General features: G+C 59.9%; 12 protein-coding genes and 2 rRNA genes (1 of these 14 running past the window's edge). 7 read left to right on the top strand and 7 right to left on the bottom strand.

Going from position 1 to position 15,878, the window contains the following annotated elements:
• Nucleotides 1-31: 31 nt before the first annotated feature.
• Entirely contained in the window at nt 32-2,260 is a 2,229-nt protein-coding gene (locus NPS58_RS10595) for a TonB-dependent hemoglobin/transferrin/lactoferrin family receptor (RefSeq protein WP_274115294.1), read from the bottom strand.
• A gap of 242 nt (nt 2,261-2,502) precedes the next feature.
• On the opposite strand from NPS58_RS10595, the gene NPS58_RS10590 reads away from it, so the two are divergent.
• The 7 genes from NPS58_RS10590 (at nt 2,503) to NPS58_RS10560 (ending at nt 8,355) form a co-directional block, all read left to right on the top strand.
• Complete coding sequence (locus tag NPS58_RS10590) at nt 2,503-3,234, top strand: energy transducer TonB (protein ID WP_274115293.1); 732 nt, start codon at nt 2,503-2,505, stop codon at nt 3,232-3,234.
• Nucleotides 3,235-3,252: 18 nt separating this feature from the next.
• Nucleotides 3,253-4,323 (top strand): hemin-degrading factor, encoded by a 1,071-nt coding sequence (locus NPS58_RS10585; RefSeq protein WP_274115292.1) that lies wholly within the window; start codon nt 3,253-3,255, stop codon nt 4,321-4,323.
• Between the two features lie 12 nt (nt 4,324-4,335).
• Nucleotides 4,336-5,223 carry a heme/hemin ABC transporter substrate-binding protein gene (locus NPS58_RS10580; RefSeq protein WP_274115291.1) on the top strand — a complete coding sequence of 296 codons (888 nt, stop codon included), beginning with the start codon at nt 4,336-4,338 and terminating at the stop codon, nt 5,221-5,223.
• Entirely contained in the window at nt 5,220-6,257 is a 1,038-nt protein-coding gene (locus NPS58_RS10575) for a FecCD family ABC transporter permease (RefSeq protein ID WP_274115290.1), read from the top strand. Before NPS58_RS10580 ends, NPS58_RS10575 begins: the two co-directional genes overlap by 4 nt.
• Nucleotides 6,257-7,024 carry a heme ABC transporter ATP-binding protein gene (locus tag NPS58_RS10570; protein ID WP_274115289.1) on the top strand — a complete coding sequence of 256 codons (768 nt, stop codon included), beginning with the start codon at nt 6,257-6,259 and terminating at the stop codon, nt 7,022-7,024. The genes NPS58_RS10575 and NPS58_RS10570 overlap by 1 nt, the downstream gene beginning before the upstream one ends.
• Before the next feature lie 16 nt (nt 7,025-7,040).
• Nucleotides 7,041-7,925 carry a ChaN family lipoprotein gene (locus NPS58_RS10565; RefSeq protein ID WP_274115288.1) on the top strand — a complete coding sequence of 295 codons (885 nt, stop codon included), beginning with the start codon at nt 7,041-7,043 and terminating at the stop codon, nt 7,923-7,925.
• A 124-nt stretch (nt 7,926-8,049) separates the two neighbouring features.
• On the top strand, nt 8,050-8,355 hold the full coding sequence (locus tag NPS58_RS10560; RefSeq protein WP_274115287.1) for a hypothetical protein: 306 nt from the start codon (nt 8,050-8,052) through the stop codon (nt 8,353-8,355).
• Between the two features lie 44 nt (nt 8,356-8,399).
• Here the strand turns inward: NPS58_RS10560 and NPS58_RS10555 are convergent, their stop codons facing one another.
• The 6 genes from NPS58_RS10555 to NPS58_RS10530 form a co-directional block, all read right to left on the bottom strand.
• Entirely contained in the window at nt 8,400-9,410 is a 1,011-nt protein-coding gene (locus NPS58_RS10555) for an asparaginase (protein ID WP_274115286.1), read from the bottom strand.
• Nucleotides 9,407-10,603, bottom strand: coding sequence for a hypothetical protein (locus tag NPS58_RS10550; RefSeq protein WP_274115285.1), 1,197 nt, complete (start codon nt 10,601-10,603; stop codon nt 9,407-9,409). Before NPS58_RS10550 ends, NPS58_RS10555 begins: the two co-directional genes overlap by 4 nt.
• Nucleotides 10,604-10,612: 9 nt before the next feature.
• Nucleotides 10,613-11,509, bottom strand: coding sequence for a nitrilase family protein (locus tag NPS58_RS10545; protein ID WP_274115284.1), 897 nt, complete (start codon nt 11,507-11,509; stop codon nt 10,613-10,615).
• Nucleotides 11,510-11,657: 148 nt separating this feature from the next.
• On the bottom strand, nt 11,658-13,589 hold the full coding sequence (locus NPS58_RS10540) for a flavin monoamine oxidase family protein (RefSeq protein ID WP_274115283.1): 1,932 nt from the start codon (nt 13,587-13,589) through the stop codon (nt 11,658-11,660).
• Between the two features lie 205 nt (nt 13,590-13,794).
• A 5S ribosomal RNA gene (rrf, locus tag NPS58_RS10535) occupies nt 13,795-13,910 on the bottom strand.
• A 131-nt stretch (nt 13,911-14,041) separates the two neighbouring features.
• Nucleotides 14,042-15,878 (bottom strand): 23S ribosomal RNA (locus tag NPS58_RS10530) (it continues 1,051 nt past the right edge of the window).

The following is a 15,878-nucleotide window of genomic DNA, read 5'->3' as shown; positions in this document are numbered from 1 at the left end:
CGGCAAACGCGTCCCGCGGGACGCGTTCCGATCAGATCTCCCAGATAAGGTTCACCGCCGCGTATCGGCCAGGCTGCGTCAGGCGCGCCAGGCCTGCAGCATCGGTATCGCGGCCCTGGACATCGCCCCAGTTCCAGTACTTCTGGTCGGTGAGGTTGAACAGGCCGCCATTGATAGATACTTCGTCAGTAACCTGCCACCAGCCGTTGAGATCGAGTACGCCATAACCCGGAGTTTCGAACTGGCGGTTGATCAGCAGGTCGGCATCGCCGCTGTGGTCGACACGGTCCTTGGCCTGGACCAGGGTCCAGGTCAGTTGGCCGCCGAACACACCGCTCGGTGCATCGTAGCCCAGGCCCATCACGGCCTTGAGCGGGTCGACGCTGTTGAGCGGCTGGCCGCTTTCTTCATCCTTGCCACGCGCATAGGCAATGGAGCCCAGGGCACGGGTACCCGCTGGCAGGAAGGCGTCGAGCTTGATGTCACCCTTGGCTTCGGCACCGCGGATAGTGACCTTGCCCAGGTTGCGCGGCTGGAAAGTCAGCAGGCCATTGCCATTGGGGTCGGGTACGGTGTCGGTGGCGATGAAGTCCTTGTACTTGTTGTAGAACAGCGCGATGCCGAAGCTGCCCATGTCGTATCGACCACGCAGGCCGAATTCGTAGCTGTCGCTGGTTTCAGGCTTGAGGTCCGGGTTGCCGATCTGCTGGTAGCCGAACTGCGGGTTGCTGAACTCGCCGTACATGTTCACCGGGCTCGGCGCACGGAAGCCGGCAGCGTACTGGCCGTAGAGGCTTTCATGCTCGGTCAGCTGGTAGGTGACACCCAGTTTGGGCGAGATGTGGTCGTCGGTGATGCGCGACGGGTCGGTTTCCGATGGCAGGCCGTTGAGGTAGGCGTTGGTGACGTGCGGGGTCTGGCGATAGTAGTCGTAGCGCAGGCCTGGCAGCAGGGTCCAGCGGCCGATCTCGATGCTGTCCTGGACGAACAGGCCCAGGGATTCACTGGTCGGGTCCGGGAAGTCGCTGACTGGGAAGTTCTCGGTGGCCGGTACCACGGCACCGGTGTCCAGGCGCACTTCGCTGCCCTTGCGCAGGTTGCTGGCTTCGATGCGTTTGACTTCAGCTCCATAGATCAGGTGGTGACGGGTGTCGCTGATGGCGAACTGTTTGTCGAGCTGGGTGTTCAGGCTCCACAGACGCTCATCGTATTGCGAGTCGCGGGTACGAAGGCGATTCACTCCGGTCGTGGTCTGGCGCTGCTGGGCGGTTTTCTGGCTGTTGCTGCTTTCTTGATAGTTGAGCTGCCACTTGAGCTGGTCGGCCAGCAGGCTGTTCAAGCCCAGGGTGTGCTCCAGGCTGTAGCGGTCGCGGTCGATGCTGTCTTTGGCTTGCGAGCCAAGAATGGCCGGGCTGGTGAAGGTCGCCCGCGGGTTGATGTCACTGAGCAGGTTGCTGTTGGCATCGTCCTGGTAGCGCTCGTAGGTGAACTGCAGGCGGTCGCCATCGGCGTAGTCCCAGCCCAGCTTGGCCAGCAGGTTCTCGGTGGTGTAGTCGAGCGGGTTGGCTTCCTCGCGGGCGCTGCCGGTACCGCCGGTGCCACCCCAGGTGTCGACAGACTGGCCATCGCGGCGGCCAAGGTGCAGCAGGCCATCGACCGATCCGGTACGCCCGGCGAAGGTAGCGCTGCGCTGCCAGCTGTCATCGCTGCCGTCATAGCCGGTCTTGAAGCGGGCGTAGGTGTCGTCGCCTTCCTCCAGGTAGTCGCCGGCATCCTTGGTCATGTAGCTGACAGCACCGCCGATGGCGTCGCTGCCATACAGCGAAGATGCCGGGCCGCGGATGATTTCCACCTGTTTGATGGTGTCGAGGTCGACGTAGTTGCTGCGCACGTCCTGGAACGGGCTGAAGAAGTTGCTTTGCGGCATCCGCACACCGTCGACCTGGGTCAACACGCGGTTACCGTCGATACCGCGGATGTTCGCACCATTGAGGCCGAAGCGGCTGCCAGTACCACTGACCGAGACACCCGGCTCGTACCGCACCAGGTCCTTGAGGTTCTTGTCGTTGTGCTGGTCGATTTCGCGTTCGCCATGAACCGAGACCGTGCTCGGCACCTGCATCAGGGTTTGCTCGGTGCGGGTGGCGGTCACGCTGACGGTGTCGAACTGGGTGACGGGCTCTGCAGCCAGGGCCAGCGATGGCGAAAGCAGCAGCAAGGCAAGCCACGAACGCTGGGGGAATGGCGGGCGAATCGACATCTAACTTGACTCCTGAAGGTCAGGCAGCGGTCGTACGCAGCAGGCCTGCAAACGGTCCTGGGCTGGCGTCTGAAGCTGACTGGAATGTGTTGGATTTTGTTATGGACGCAGCGATGGATCCCTTTCTGCGAAGGGCGCTGATCGCAGGACACACTGTTGGGCAGCGGCAGCGAAGATAACCAGCTTGACTTCCAAATGCAAATTATTACCATATGCGTTCTCATTTATAAAAAAGAACGTGCATGAAACGTCTTGCAGGCTATTTGCTGTTGTCTGTCGCACTGCATTCCGGCTTGGCCTGGCTGCTGCACGACCGTGAGGCACGATCAGCCTCCCTGCCCTTTCAGCCGGCGATGGCGATCCAGTGGGTCAGCCTTGCGCCCAACGCTCAAGCAGCCCCGGCACCGTCCCAGCGGCCAGAACCGGCCCCCCGGCAGGCGGCAAAGCCCATGCCGGCAAAAATGCCTGTGCCAGCAAAACCCCAACCTGCACCGCCTGTTCCCAGCGCAGCCAACAGCCGGCCGGCAGTCGCCAAGACATCACCGCCGCCACGCAGCGAGGCTCGCCCTGCCCAGCAAGCCAGCACAGCGCCCCAGTCGATGACCGCCGCCGCACAACCGTCTGGCGCGCCCGTTGCCAAACCTTCTGCACCGATATCGACAGCCCCGGCACCTGCGCTTACCCCGGTGGTGAGCTTGCGCCCAAGCTTCGTCAGCCCTCCCCCACCCCCTCGTTACCCGTCCCAGGCACGCCGACGCAACCAGCAAGGCATCGTGCGCGTGGAGGTGAGCCTGGACGAGCGTGGTCAGCAGCTCAAACTCAAGCTGGTGCGCTCCTCGGGCGTTGACAGCCTCGATCAGGCTGCCCTGGAGGCTGTCACCCAGTGGCGTTTTCGCCCCGAAATTGTCGGCGGCCGGGCAGTACCCAGCCGCGTTGAAATACCAATAGAATTCGCCCTTACGGCGAACCGATGACCCTGAAGGAGTTCACCCATGACCGCCCCAACTTGTGCCCCGTCCAACCAGCCGTCGCTGTACCAGGCCTGGCAACAGCTGCGCAGCGAGCAACCTGGCCTGCGCGCCCGCGATGCCGCTGCCAGGCTCGGTGTCAGCGAAGCCGAACTGACGGCCAGCCGCCTGGGCACCGACACCGTGCGCCTGCGCCCGGAATGGGCAACGCTGCTGCCCGCGCTTGGCGAGCTGGGCTACATCATGGCGCTGACCCGAAACGAGCATTGCGTGCACGAGCGCAAGGGCGTCTACCGTGACGTGACGGTGATGGGCAGCGGCCAGATGGGCATGGTGTTGTCGCCCGACATCGATCTGCGCCTGTTCCTCAGCGGTTGGGCCAGCGTGTTTGCCGTTGACGAAGCGACGGCGCGCGGTCCCCAGCGCAGCATTCAGGTCTTTGACCGCCAGGGGGTTGCCGTCCACAAGGTGTTCCTCACCGCCACCAGCGAGGCAGATGCCTGGGCACCCCTGGTAGAGCGTTTTCGCGCCGAGCAGCAGACGGCCGAGCTGGACCTGCAACTCCTGCCCCCCGCCAAGGCACCACGCGCCGATGCTGAGGTCGACGTGCACGCCCTGCGCACCGAGTGGTCGCAGTTGCAGGACACCCATGATTTCTTTGCCTTGCTCAAGCGCAACGATGTGGCGCGCACCCAGGCCTTGCGCCTGGCCGGCCATCAATGGGCAGAGCCGTTGGCCACCGTCGAGTTGACCAATGTGATCGAGCAAGCCGGCAAGCGCGAAGTGCCGATCATGGTGTTCGTGGGCAACAAACATTGCATCCAGATTCACTCGGGCCCGGTCAGCAACCTGCGCTGGATGGACACCTGGTTCAACGTACTCGACCCTGCGTTCAACCTGCACCTTAAGACCACCGGCGTGACCGAGCTATGGCGCGTACGCAAGCCAAGTGTCGATGGCATCGTCACCAGCTACGAAGGCTTCGATGCCGAGGGCGAACTGGTCATCCAGCTGTTCGGTGTGCGCAAGCCGGGTGTGCCGGAGCGTGACGACTGGCGGGCACTGGCAGAATCCACTCGCCCATTGACTGCCTGAGGAATCCACTTGATGCGTATGAAAACACTGCTGGCCTGTGCCGGCGTGCTCCTCAGCCAGATGGCTACCGCCACCGAGGCCCTGCCCCAGCGCTGGGTCAGTGCCGGCGGCGCGTTCAGCGAGTGGGTGGTTGCCCTGGGTGGCGAAAGCAAGCTGGTCGGTGTCGACAGCACCAGCCAGTACCCACGCTCGCTGCACAGCCTGCCGGGGATCGGCTACCAGCGCCAGCTGGCTGCCGAAGGCATCCTCGCGCTGAAGCCGGACATTCTGGTCGGCAGCAATGAAATGGGCCCGCCACCGGTGCTGGAGCAGCTCAAGGCCGCCGGTGTGCGCATTGAACTGCTGTCGGCCAAGGCCGATGTATCGACGCTGCATCACAACCTGACCGCACTGGGCCAACTGCTTGGCAAACCCACTGAAGCCCAGGCGCTGATGAGTGGCTATGAACAACGTTTGAGCCAACACGCTGCGCTGGTCAAGCAAGCACGACAGCAACACCCGGCGCCCCGGGTACTGATGTTGCTCAGCCATTCCGGTGGCAACTTGCAGGTGGCGGGCAAGGACACTCTGGCAGCCTGGATGATCCAGCAGGCGGGTGGGCAAAGCCTGGGAGAGCACAATGGCTACAAGCCGGTGTCCAGTGAAGCGATGCTGACCCTGGCCCCACAGGTGATCATCTTTGCCGGCGGCCGGCTGCAAGGCGATGCGGCACGCGCGGCCCTGCTCGAGCAGAATCCGATCCTGGCCCAGACTCAGGCTGGACGCGAAGGCCGGGTGATGGTGATCGATCCCACTCTGCTGGTCGGCGGCCTCGGCCCGCGGGTGCCGGATGCACTGGCCGCGCTTACCCGCGTGTTCTACCCGGATGTCAAAGCCCTGGCGGCCGAGGCAGGCCAATGACGGCGATTGTCCGGCCTCGCCCGATGCTGCTCACTCTGGGGGTGATGCTGGTATCGATTATCTGGTTGTCTTTGGCATTGGGGCCGGTCAGCCTGCCGTTGGGCGACACCTTGATGGCGGGTTTGCGCATGCTCGGGTTGTCACTGGACGGCGAGGCTACCCACCAGGCGGAGCTGATCCTGGGCCAGATTCGTTTGCCGCGGACGTTGCTCGGCATTGCCGTCGGCGCGGTGCTGGCGCTGTCCGGGGTGGCCATGCAAGGATTGTTTCGCAACCCGTTGGCCGACCCTGGCCTGGTGGGCGTCTCGGGCGGGGCGGCGCTGGGTGCCGCTATTGCCATCGTCGGCGGCAGCATGCTGGGAGGGATGCCACCGGCGGTTGAACCTTACGTGCTGTCGGTGTGCGCCTTCGGCGGTGGCCTGATCGTTACCGGCGTGGTGTATCGCTTTGGCCGCAGCAACGGGCAGACCAATGTCGCCACCATGCTGTTGGCGGGCGTGGCGATGACGGCGATGGCCGGTGCTGGGGTCGGCCTGTTTACCTACCTGGCCGATGATGCAACGTTGCGCACCCTGACCTTCTGGAACCTGGGCAGCCTCAACGGTGCCAGCTACCAGCGCCTTTGGCCGTTGCTGATCGTGGTGGTCGGGGTCGCGCTGTGGTTGCCTCGCCGGGCATCGGCGCTCAACGCGATGCTGCTGGGTGAGTCCGAAGCTCGCCACCTGGGTTTTGATGTCGAACGGATCAAGCTGGAGCTGGTGTTGTGTACGGCCCTGGGCGTGGGCGCTGCCGTGGCGGCTGCCGGCCTGATCGGCTTCATCGGCCTGGTAGTGCCGCATTTGATGCGATTGCTGGTCGGCCCGGACCACCGGGTGCTGTTGCCCGCCTCATTGCTGGCCGGTGCCGGCCTGTTGTTGCTGGCCGACCTCATCGCGCGCTTGCTGCTGGCGCCGGCCGAACTCCCGATCGGGATCGTGACCGCGCTCATTGGCGCGCCTTTCTTCCTCTTCCTGCTGGTACGGGGGCGCTCCTGATGCTCAAGGCAACCAACCTGTCGGTACGGCGCGCTCATCGCACCGTGTTGGCAAACATCGACCTGCAACTGAACCCGGGCGAGGTGCTGGGTGTACTCGGCCCCAACGGTGCCGGTAAAAGTACCTTGCTTGCCGCCTTGTGCGCAGAGCTGTCAGTCAGCGAAGGCAGCGTCAGCCTCGATGGCCGCCCGCTGGCCGACTGGCCTGGCCAGGAACGCGCCAGGCGGCTGGCGGTGCTACCCCAGAGCTCGAGCCTGAACTTCGGCTTTTCAGTCAACGAAGTGGTGAGCATGGGGCGCCTGCCCCATGCCACCGGCCAGGTGCGCGATGCCGAAATCGTCACCGAGGCACTGCAAGCCGCTGATGCCCTGCACCTGGCCGGGCGCAGCTACCTGGCGTTGTCGGGTGGCGAGCGGCAGCGAGTGCACCTGGCTCGGGTCCTGGCGCAACTCTGGCCAGGTGCAGAAGGCCAGACGCTATTGCTTGACGAGCCGACGTCGATGCTCGACCCCTTGCACCAACACACCATCTTGCAAGCAGTGCGCGACTTTGCCGAACGTGGTGCGGCGGTCATGGTGATCCTGCATGACCTCAACCTGGCGGCCCGCTATTGCGATCATCTACTGTTGTTGCAACAAGGCCTGCCCCATGCCTATGGCCCGCCGGCAGAGGTGCTGACTGCCGATGCGCTGGCAGCAGTCTATGGGCTGCAGGTCCTCATCCAGCCACATCCGGAACGCGGTCACCCGTTGATCATCGCTCGTTGAATTTTAGGAACCCCCCATGCGTCTTCTGTCGCTCTGCCTGGTCGGCCTGTTGACGGCCTGCCAATCCCAAACTGTACAGCCCCCGCCGGCACCGATTGCCCCACAAGGGCGCGACCACGCCGACCTTGGCCTGATCCGCGAACTCGCCACGGGTCACACGCTCACCCCACAGCAATTGGTCGAGCGCCTTGCGGCAGCACCACGTGTGCTGGTTGGTGAGCAACATGACAATCCTGATCACCACGCCCTGCAGCTGTGGCTGATGCGCCAACTGGCAGCGCAACGCCCACAAGGCAGCCTGCTGATGGAGATGATCAACCCGGACCAACAAGCAAACGTCGATGCGGTGCAAGCCGCTGCCCGGGCCGGTGAGGCGCCAGGCGACCTGTTCAAGGCGCTGGCCTGGCAGGCCAATTGGGATTGGAGCGTGTATGGGGCGCTGGTCACCTATGCCGTGAAGCAACCCTATCCTCTATTGGCAGCCAACCTGAACCGAGCCCAGATCATGCAGATCTACAAACAGCGCCCATCACTTGAAGGCTCTGTGTCTACCACCCCAAGCGTACAGGCGACGCTGCTGAACGATATTCGTGAGTCACATTGCGGCTTGCTTCCCGAAGCGCAGATGCCAGCGATGCTCGCCGTGCAACAACAGCGAGATCGGCGCATGGCCGAACGCCTGTTGGCAGCCCCGACGCCTGCCGTATTGCTGGCTGGGGCCTTCCATGTGCGCAAGGACCTGGGGGTGCCCCTGCACTTGAGCGACCTGGGGGCCAAGGAAGGTAACCTGGTGCTGATCCTCGCCGAAACCGGAAAGACCGTGAGCGCCGAAAGCGCTGACTTTGTGTGGTATACGGCGGCGCAGCCCGAGCAGGACCATTGCGCCAAACTGCGCCGCTGAGCACCTGCCTGGTAACAGTCTGCAATGCGTGAAAGGCTGCCATGAGGCAGCCTTTTTTATGAGCGGATGAAATGTGCGAAAATGCGCGCGCTTTTGTTCATATGTGGAGATGTACAGCGTGGTAATGCACTACTCAACGAGCGGCGACGCAGTCGCTTGCGGTCGAAATGGCAACAACCTCAGCAGCACCGCTGACACCGACAAGGTCGATTGCAAATCCTGCCAGCGGTCGCTGGTAAAAGCTGAATCGGTGCCGGCCAAGAAAGCCACCCCTTCCCTGGCTGAGCTGCGTAAACAGCGTCTGGCGAGCCAAGCGAGCCAGGTACAAGCCACTACCTTCTGCTTCAAGGCCAACTGGCGTGTTCGCCTGGTCGCTCAGCCTGATCGTTGCCGCCTGCCGCGTGGCATGGCGCCCCAGGCATTCGTGTAGGCCGGTGCGGGAGCCTGGGTCGGGCTCCCGCGGCGCGTTCAGCTTTACAGTGAACGCGCCGGGCTTTGGGCTTGCAGATGATGCTCTAGCTCAGCCTCCATGCCACAACCAATCAACACCCAGAGCAGTACCCGGCATTTGCGCGGGCAGAGAAAGCCTGCCATCCGCACCCCTCTACGTTGCAAGTCGATCTCACCCCCCTTGAATCCATAGGTGCGTGAGGCCGTAGTGCCAGCACCCGTTCGTGTGGCGACGACGACCGACAGCCGTTGGCTGATCTGCCCCAGACAACGTGCCCATTCCTGAGACACATGTCCGGCACCGAAGCCGGCGATCACCAGCCCTTCGTAGCCCAGTCCTGCTACCTCTTCCAGCAGCAAGGTGTCTGCTGACAGGCTGGCTTCGAGCAATGCCACACGGTGGTCCAGGCGTTGGGGGGCAGGAAGGGCGTAGCGCAGCCTCGATGGTTTCAAGTAGCACACGCGCCCTTCTATCAGCAGGCCTTGCGGACCGACATGCGAAGAAGTGAAGGCGTCCATTGCCAGACTGTCGGCTTTACGCACATTCAACGCAGCATGGATCTGGTCATTGATGACCACCAAAGCCCCCCGCCCCTGACTCTCTGCAGCCAATGCAACCTGTACCGACGCAAACAGATTGGCAGGCCCGTCTGCACCGGCCTGGTTGGCCGAACGCATGGCGCCGGTGAGCACCAAGGGTGCCTCATGTGGCCAAAGCAGATCCATAAAATACGCCACCTCTTCCAGGGTGTCGGTCCCCTGCGTCAACACCACGCCTTGAGCCCCCTGCTTCACCTGGGCGTCGGCCCAATGCAGGACGTCGAGCAACTGGATGAAGGTTAGCGATGCACTGGGTAGCAACTGCAAGGTTTCGGCGCTGATGCGGGCCAGGCCTTGAAGCTGTGGCAAGCCCGCCACCAGGGCCTCGCCGCTCAGGCTCGGGGTAACCCCCTGGCCTGCGCTTTCGACCTGCATGCAGACAGTTCCACCCAGGCTTCCAATCGCCAGCAGAGGGAGGCATTTGGTTGCGCTCATAGCATTGCTCCGGTGATCAAGCGAATGAAGGGGATGATAACCAGGGTACAGACGGCCATGGACAAGACATTGCCTAGGTAGCCATGCATATGGCTCGGCAAGCGTTGGCTGATGGCATGAGCCAGGGGCGGTGCCATCAGCGCCCCCAAGGTAGCGCTGAGCACGATGACTTGCCAGCTGCCGCCCAGCGTGAGTACCGCGGCAGGTACCACAGACACTATCGGAATGTAGGTGGGATACCACCCCAGAGTGCGCCATTTGTGGCGCCACACCAGCACGCCGATAAACGAAGCCAGTGCCTGCCCGGCAATCATCTCGATGACCAACTGTGAGCCATAGGCAGGGCCGGTGGGCGAAATGGCGTAGGCCAGTAGTACTCCCGACAATAAGCCAAGACTGGCCCACTCGTTGCCAAAGAATGGCGCCTCGCTGAAGTCTGCGAGTACCCGACGAAGTGTCCAGAGTCCGCCATATTCAGGCTGGGTAGACAACACAGGCAGTGACGGTGGTGAATCAGCAGCAGGCGTTGACTGCACCAGTATCGGGTAATGCCGACACAATATGAATGCCAGTACACTCGCGATCGCCATGCCGCTGACATTGCCGATGACCACGGGTAGCTGCAATGGATAACACAGATAGTTGACTAGCAGCAGGCTTGCCGGCGTTACCAGCAGCGCGCCCAAAATCGCACCATTGATAGCGACTCTCCAGCCCGCACCGAACAACAGCACCATCGCCGCTGGCAGTGAGACGAAAGCAACGAACGTCGGCTGCCAGGTTCCACTGCTCAATACCCAGCCCCACAAGACATGGCTGAGCAGCAGACCGAGTAGAGAACTGATCACCAACCACGGCCAAAGGCCAGTTCCGTAGCTGATGGCAAACCCCTGCCAGGACTTGCCATTACGGTTTGCCCAATGCGCAAGCGCCGCCCCCGCGAGCAAGCCCAGTGCTGGCAGTTCGTGCTTGTAGAAAGCCACCTCACTGATATCACCGATGATCCAGCGTAGGCGAGCCATCGGCTCCCCCAGATGAGCGAGTAAATGTGAATAGTCCGGCCAGTGTTGTAGCCAGTGCCCTGCCCGGCCACTGATTACCTCGATAGTCAGACAGGTGAAAAGCGATGTTCCCAGGCACAGCAGAAACAGTGGAATGAAAGTGTTGCGAGGTCGTTCAATAATGTTATCCATGACAGCCCCTCAGCGCGGCAGAGCAGGATGTAGCTCATAACCGAGCATCGAGCCATACACATCGACGCGACGGTCCCGGGGCAAGTCGTTGAGGCTGTTCCAGATAGGCGCGCTACGGGCCGCACTGAGGTCAAGGTCGGCAACGATAATGCATTCGTTCTCAGCCCCGGCCACTTCGCCGATTGGCCAACCGTTGGTCCCCGCAATCAACGAGCAACCGAGAAATCGTCCACCGCGTTCGCTGCCAATGCGATTGGCCGCTGCGATAGGAACGTTATTGACGTGGGCCGCGGTCATGGTCAGGTAGGAAGCCATGCATTTGCCGCTGGCATCGAACAGTGGTGGTGGCGTCCAGACCCAATTGTTAAGGCTGCAAATGATATCGGCGCCCTGCAGGGCCAATAGCCGCGGTACCTCCGGGAACCAGACATCCCAACAGATCATCAGGCCAATGCGTCCGATGGGGGTTTCAAACACCGGGAACCCCAGGTTGCCCGGTGTGAACCAGAGCTTTTCCTGGTTCCACAAATGCGCCTTTCGGTAATGTCCGAGCAGCCCCTCTGGGCCAAAAAGCACTGCGCTGTCATAAAGTTTCAATCCATCTCGCTCGGCGAAACCAGCCACCAGATAGACCTGATGCTCCCGGGCAAAGGCCGACCAGCTGTTCAGGCTCGGCCCATCGGCAAGCGTCTCTGCATGCTGGTAGGCTTCTGCACGGGTCTGAAAGGTGTATCCAGTGTTGGCCAACTCCGGCAGTACAATCAGATTGGCACCCTGACGGACTGCCTGCTCAGCGAGCTTCAGTCCCCTGCAGAGGTTGTCGTCACAATGCTGTTGCCCGACCTGCGGATCGAACTGAATGACCGCAACACGAGCAGGGCTGATGGGGGTTGTGTGTACAGACATGGCGAAGTCCTTCTTGTCGTTTTGAGAGGGACGCCAGTTAAGCGGACAGCACACCCGCTAAAACAGTCGGACACCTCCGAAGACGTGGCAGGAAGGTACTCAAGTGGTGGAAAGGGCAATCAAAGCCTCTGCCCTTTTCACCCTTATTTCAGACCTGAACTTGGTAGTGCGGATAGTCGTCCATTGAGAAACCTCCGTTGAAGGAAGCCCCCGTCTTCCTACAGATGTTGATCACCGCATCTACTGCCGTCCTGAAACAAGGCTCCGTCCAGCCAGCATCGACAGAAAATGATTCGCCGACCAGGTAAAGCCCTGAATGCTCGGCGAGGTCGCGGTTGTACTTCATGAGACTGATTGCATCGTAATAGGTACCCGCCCGGTAGAGCTTGGCGCAACCCAGGGCATTCTTATCGGTCACCCAGCGCTGCACCCGAGCGTTGTCAGTATCTACATAGGGCGAAATTGGCTCACCTATGTTCGTACAGCGCAACAGAATCCGGTCGAGCTCTGTGACACAGCGCTTCGTCAGTTCAGTATCACTGAGCGAGGCGAGCTTGGTCGCGTCGTCCTCCCAGGTGTAACTGAGCAGAATGCAGTCGTAGGCATAGCTATCGTTGTATCTATAGGCATATACATCGTGTACGAAACTATCGGTAACCAGAATTTGCGGGATACGCCGATTCCTACGCAGAAAGCTCTTTTTCAGCGGCGCGTAGACTTTGCAACTGGTTTCCCAGTGGGCTGTCTTGTAGGCGTTGATGATGCTGCTCGGCAGCATTGTTGAAGTGAAATGCTCCAGATGGACGTTGGTTTCAATCAACCAGGACGGCAAAGTGACAATCACAGCGTCAAAGTCCGCGCTCAATGGGGTGGTCTTGTCAGGATTGCTGACATTCCATTGATATCGAACCCGTACCTTTCCATTCGGTAGCTTGCTCAGAGCGCAAACGGAAGAGTCGGTGAGTAGCCCATCCTGGTGCTGAAGCAAATGGCTATAGAGTGATTTTCCAAGCTCGCTGATCTCCATGAACAACAAGCACTCGTCCAGTGCAGCGAGCCCCAGGTAGTTCGGTGGCGCGAATCTCAGGCCTTTGCTGTCATATACCGTGTCACCCAGGTAAGGAGCGGGAAGTGGAATACCTTGCTCATCCACTCGCCCATGGACCAGCTGCAAATGGCTACTGAATCCGAAGATGGCAGTGCGCAGGGGGTAGAGACAGCACACGTCGTAGAAGGCGCCCCAACTGCCATCACCAATACCGATCGCATAAAAAATGGCCGATTCCTCAGCACTCATACCCAACCCGCCAAAATCGCCAGGGGCATCGGCATCCCAGCTATCAAGGGCGGGAAGACGAACCAGATCGCGAAATGACAACACGTGATAGTGAGCCACAATGGCGGCCCATTGTGCCTCCCAGTGCTCAGAGCCATACACTGCAGCTACGTGTTCCGTCATCCGGGTAGCAAACCTGTGCCATTTGGCATAGACCTGCTGCAGGACCGCGGCAGGAGGCAGTGTGGAACCGTCAGGATTGTTCCATATCAGCATCCTTGGCTCACCCTGCCCCTCCAGTTCACCTTCCTGCAAGTAAATGCCGGTAGAAGCGACCCAGGGCGTGCCAGGATTGGGAAAATCCGAAATACGCAACTCGAACAACTTGGCGTAATAGGCCATGAGTGAGCAGCCATCTTTAGGTGCTTCACCTGTTCTATTAAAGAATGGCATGCGCATCGCGCCCATTTCGAAAGGGGTCGATGGAGAGGAAGACCGAGGATTGTTTACTACGGTCAGGTGACGACCACCAACGCGCTTAGACTGCTCGATCACGGTGATTTGAGCGAAGCCGCAACGGAGCAACTCGCGCGCGGCGGTAAGGCCGGTAACACCGGCTCCCACGATGCAGATGCGGTGGTTTGTGAGGTTAGCCTTGGCAATACCACCCGTTTGCTCCACCAATTTACGGTAGTCGAAGCAGAGATCTGGAGGATTGGGGAAACGTGCAGCCCAGGGATTGGAAGGACTTGGTAGCGTGGTGGCGATATTGGCTGGATGGTTGTAGCTGGAGCCGATAGTCATGGTCGAATTCTCCGAGAAGGCTAGGAGGTTCGAGCTTGACGAGAGGAAGGGAGGCCGTGGCACTACATAGTTCTTGATTTGCATTCTGCGCCCGGATCCTTGATCCCGAATGGTGGGGCAAGCCCACTCCTGCAGATCGATATTTAGCGGCCCAGAAAAGACAAAACCCCTACCTGCGTACGCAGATAGGGGTTTCGGAATTTAATCTTGACGATGACCTACTCTCACATGGGGAAACCCCACACTACCATCGGCGATGCATCGTTTCACTGCTGAGTTCGGGATGGGATCAGGTGGTTCCAATGCTCTATGGTCGTCAAGAAATTCTGTTGCCAGAAGGTCTTGTGCAGACACTCCAGCGAATCGGGTATGTGACAATCTGTGGTTTTTGAACTTTCGGTTCAGTGCGTCTTCACCACCACAATCTGCGCTGCAGATTGCTTGGGTGTTATATGGTCAAGCCTCACGGGCAATTAGTATTGGTTAGCTCAACGCCTCACAGCGCTTACACACCCAACCTATCAACGTCGTAGTCTTCGACGGCCCTTCAGGGAGCTCAAGGCTCCAGTGAGATCTCATCTTGAGGCAAGTTTCCCGCTTAGATGCTTTCAGCGGTTATCTCTTCCGAACATAGCTACCCGGCAATGCCACTGGCGTGACAACCGGAACACCAGAGGTTCGTCCACTCCGGTCCTCTCGTACTAGGAGCAGCCCCTCTCAAATCTCAAACGTCCACGGCAGATAGGGACCGAACTGTCTCACGACGTTCTAAACCCAGCTCGCGTACCACTTTAAATGGCGAACAGCCATACCCTTGGGACCGGCTTCAGCCCCAGGATGTGATGAGCCGACATCGAGGTGCCAAACACCGCCGTCGATATGAACTCTTGGGCGGTATCAGCCTGTTATCCCCGGAGTACCTTTTATCCGTTGAGCGATGGCCCTTCCATACAGAACCACCGGATCACTAAGACCTACTTTCGTACCTGCTCGACGTGTCTGTCTCGCAGTCAAGCGCGCTTTTGCCTTTATACTCTACGACCGATTTCCGACCGGTCTGAGCGCACCTTCGTACTCCTCCGTTACTCTTTAGGAGGAGACCGCCCCAGTCAAACTACCCACCATACACTGTCCTCGATCCGGATAACGGACCTGAGTTAGAACCTCAAAGTTGCCAGGGTGGTATTTCAAGGATGGCTCCACGCGAACTGGCGTCCACGCTTCAAAGCCTCCCACCTATCCTACACAAGCAAATTCAAAGTCCAGTGCAAAGCTATAGTAAAGGTTCACGGGGTCTTTCCGTCTAGCCGCGGATACACTGCATCTTCACAGCGATTTCAATTTCACTGAGTCTCGGGTGGAGACAGCGCCGCCATCGTTACGCCATTCGTGCAGGTCGGAACTTACCCGACAAGGAATTTCGCTACCTTAGGACCGTTATAGTTACGGCCGCCGTTTACCGGGGCTTCGATCAAGAGCTTCGCGTTAGCTAACCCCATCAATTAACCTTCCGGCACCGGGCAGGCGTCACACCCTATACGTCCACTTTCGTGTTTGCAGAGTGCTGTGTTTTTAATAAACAGTCGCAGCGGCCTGGTATCTTCGACCGGCATGAGCTTACGGAGCAAGTCCTTCACCCTCACCGGCGCACCTTCTCCCGAAGTTACGGTGCCATTTTGCCTAGTTCCTTCACCCGAGTTCTCTCAAGCGCCTTGGTATTCTCTACCCAACCACCTGTGTCGGTTTGGGGTACGGTTCCTAGTTATCTGAAGCTTAGAAGCTTTTCTTGGAAGCATGGCATCAACCACTTCGTCGCCTAATGGCAACTCGTCATCAGCTCTCGGCCTTAAGATCCCGGATTTACCTAAGATCTCAGCCTACCACCTTAAACTTGGACAACCAACGCCAAGCTGGCCTAGCCTTCTCCGTCCCTCCATCGCAATAACTAGAAGTACAGGAATATTAACCTGTTTTCCATCGACTACGCTTTTCAGCCTCGCCTTAGGGACCGACTAACCCTGCGTCGATTAACGTTGCGCAGGAAACCTTGGTCTTTCGGCGTGGGAGTTTTTCACTCCCATTGTCGTTACTCATGTCAGCATTCGCACTTCTGATACCTCCAGCAAGCTTCTCAACTCACCTTCACAGGCTTACAGAACGCTCCTCTACCGCATCACCTAAGTGATACCCGTAGCTTCGGTGCATGGTTTGAGCCCCGTTACATCTTCCGCGCAGGCCGACTCGACTAGTGAGCTATTACGCTTTCTTTAAAGGGTGGCTGCTTCTAAG

Origin of the sequence: Pseudomonas putida (assembly GCF_028682455.1) — a bacterium.
Taxonomy (GTDB): Bacteria; Pseudomonadota; Gammaproteobacteria; order Pseudomonadales; family Pseudomonadaceae; genus Aquipseudomonas; species Aquipseudomonas putida_AA.
Note: the sequence above shows the minus strand (reverse complement) of the source record. Positions and strands in the feature narration are given on the sequence as shown.

Coding starts and splice junctions, on each gene's coding strand:
- NPS58_RS10595 (WP_274115294.1), bottom strand. CDS start 2,260: ATGTCGATTCGCCCGCCATTCCCCCAGCGTTCGTGGCTTGCCTTGCTG.
- NPS58_RS10590 (WP_274115293.1), top strand. CDS start 2,503: ATGAAACGTCTTGCAGGCTATTTGCTGTTGTCTGTCGCACTGCATTCC.
- NPS58_RS10585 (WP_274115292.1), top strand. CDS start 3,253: ATGACCGCCCCAACTTGTGCCCCGTCCAACCAGCCGTCGCTGTACCAG.
- NPS58_RS10580 (WP_274115291.1), top strand. CDS start 4,336: ATGCGTATGAAAACACTGCTGGCCTGTGCCGGCGTGCTCCTCAGCCAG.
- NPS58_RS10575 (WP_274115290.1), top strand. CDS start 5,220: ATGACGGCGATTGTCCGGCCTCGCCCGATGCTGCTCACTCTGGGGGTG.
- NPS58_RS10570 (WP_274115289.1), top strand. CDS start 6,257: ATGCTCAAGGCAACCAACCTGTCGGTACGGCGCGCTCATCGCACCGTG.
- NPS58_RS10565 (WP_274115288.1), top strand. CDS start 7,041: ATGCGTCTTCTGTCGCTCTGCCTGGTCGGCCTGTTGACGGCCTGCCAA.
- NPS58_RS10560 (WP_274115287.1), top strand. CDS start 8,050: ATGCACTACTCAACGAGCGGCGACGCAGTCGCTTGCGGTCGAAATGGC.
- NPS58_RS10555 (WP_274115286.1), bottom strand. CDS start 9,410: ATGAGCGCAACCAAATGCCTCCCTCTGCTGGCGATTGGAAGCCTGGGT.
- NPS58_RS10550 (WP_274115285.1), bottom strand. CDS start 10,603: ATGGATAACATTATTGAACGACCTCGCAACACTTTCATTCCACTGTTT.
- NPS58_RS10545 (WP_274115284.1), bottom strand. CDS start 11,509: ATGTCTGTACACACAACCCCCATCAGCCCTGCTCGTGTTGCGGTCATT.
- NPS58_RS10540 (WP_274115283.1), bottom strand. CDS start 13,589: ATGACTATCGGCTCCAGCTACAACCATCCAGCCAATATCGCCACCACG.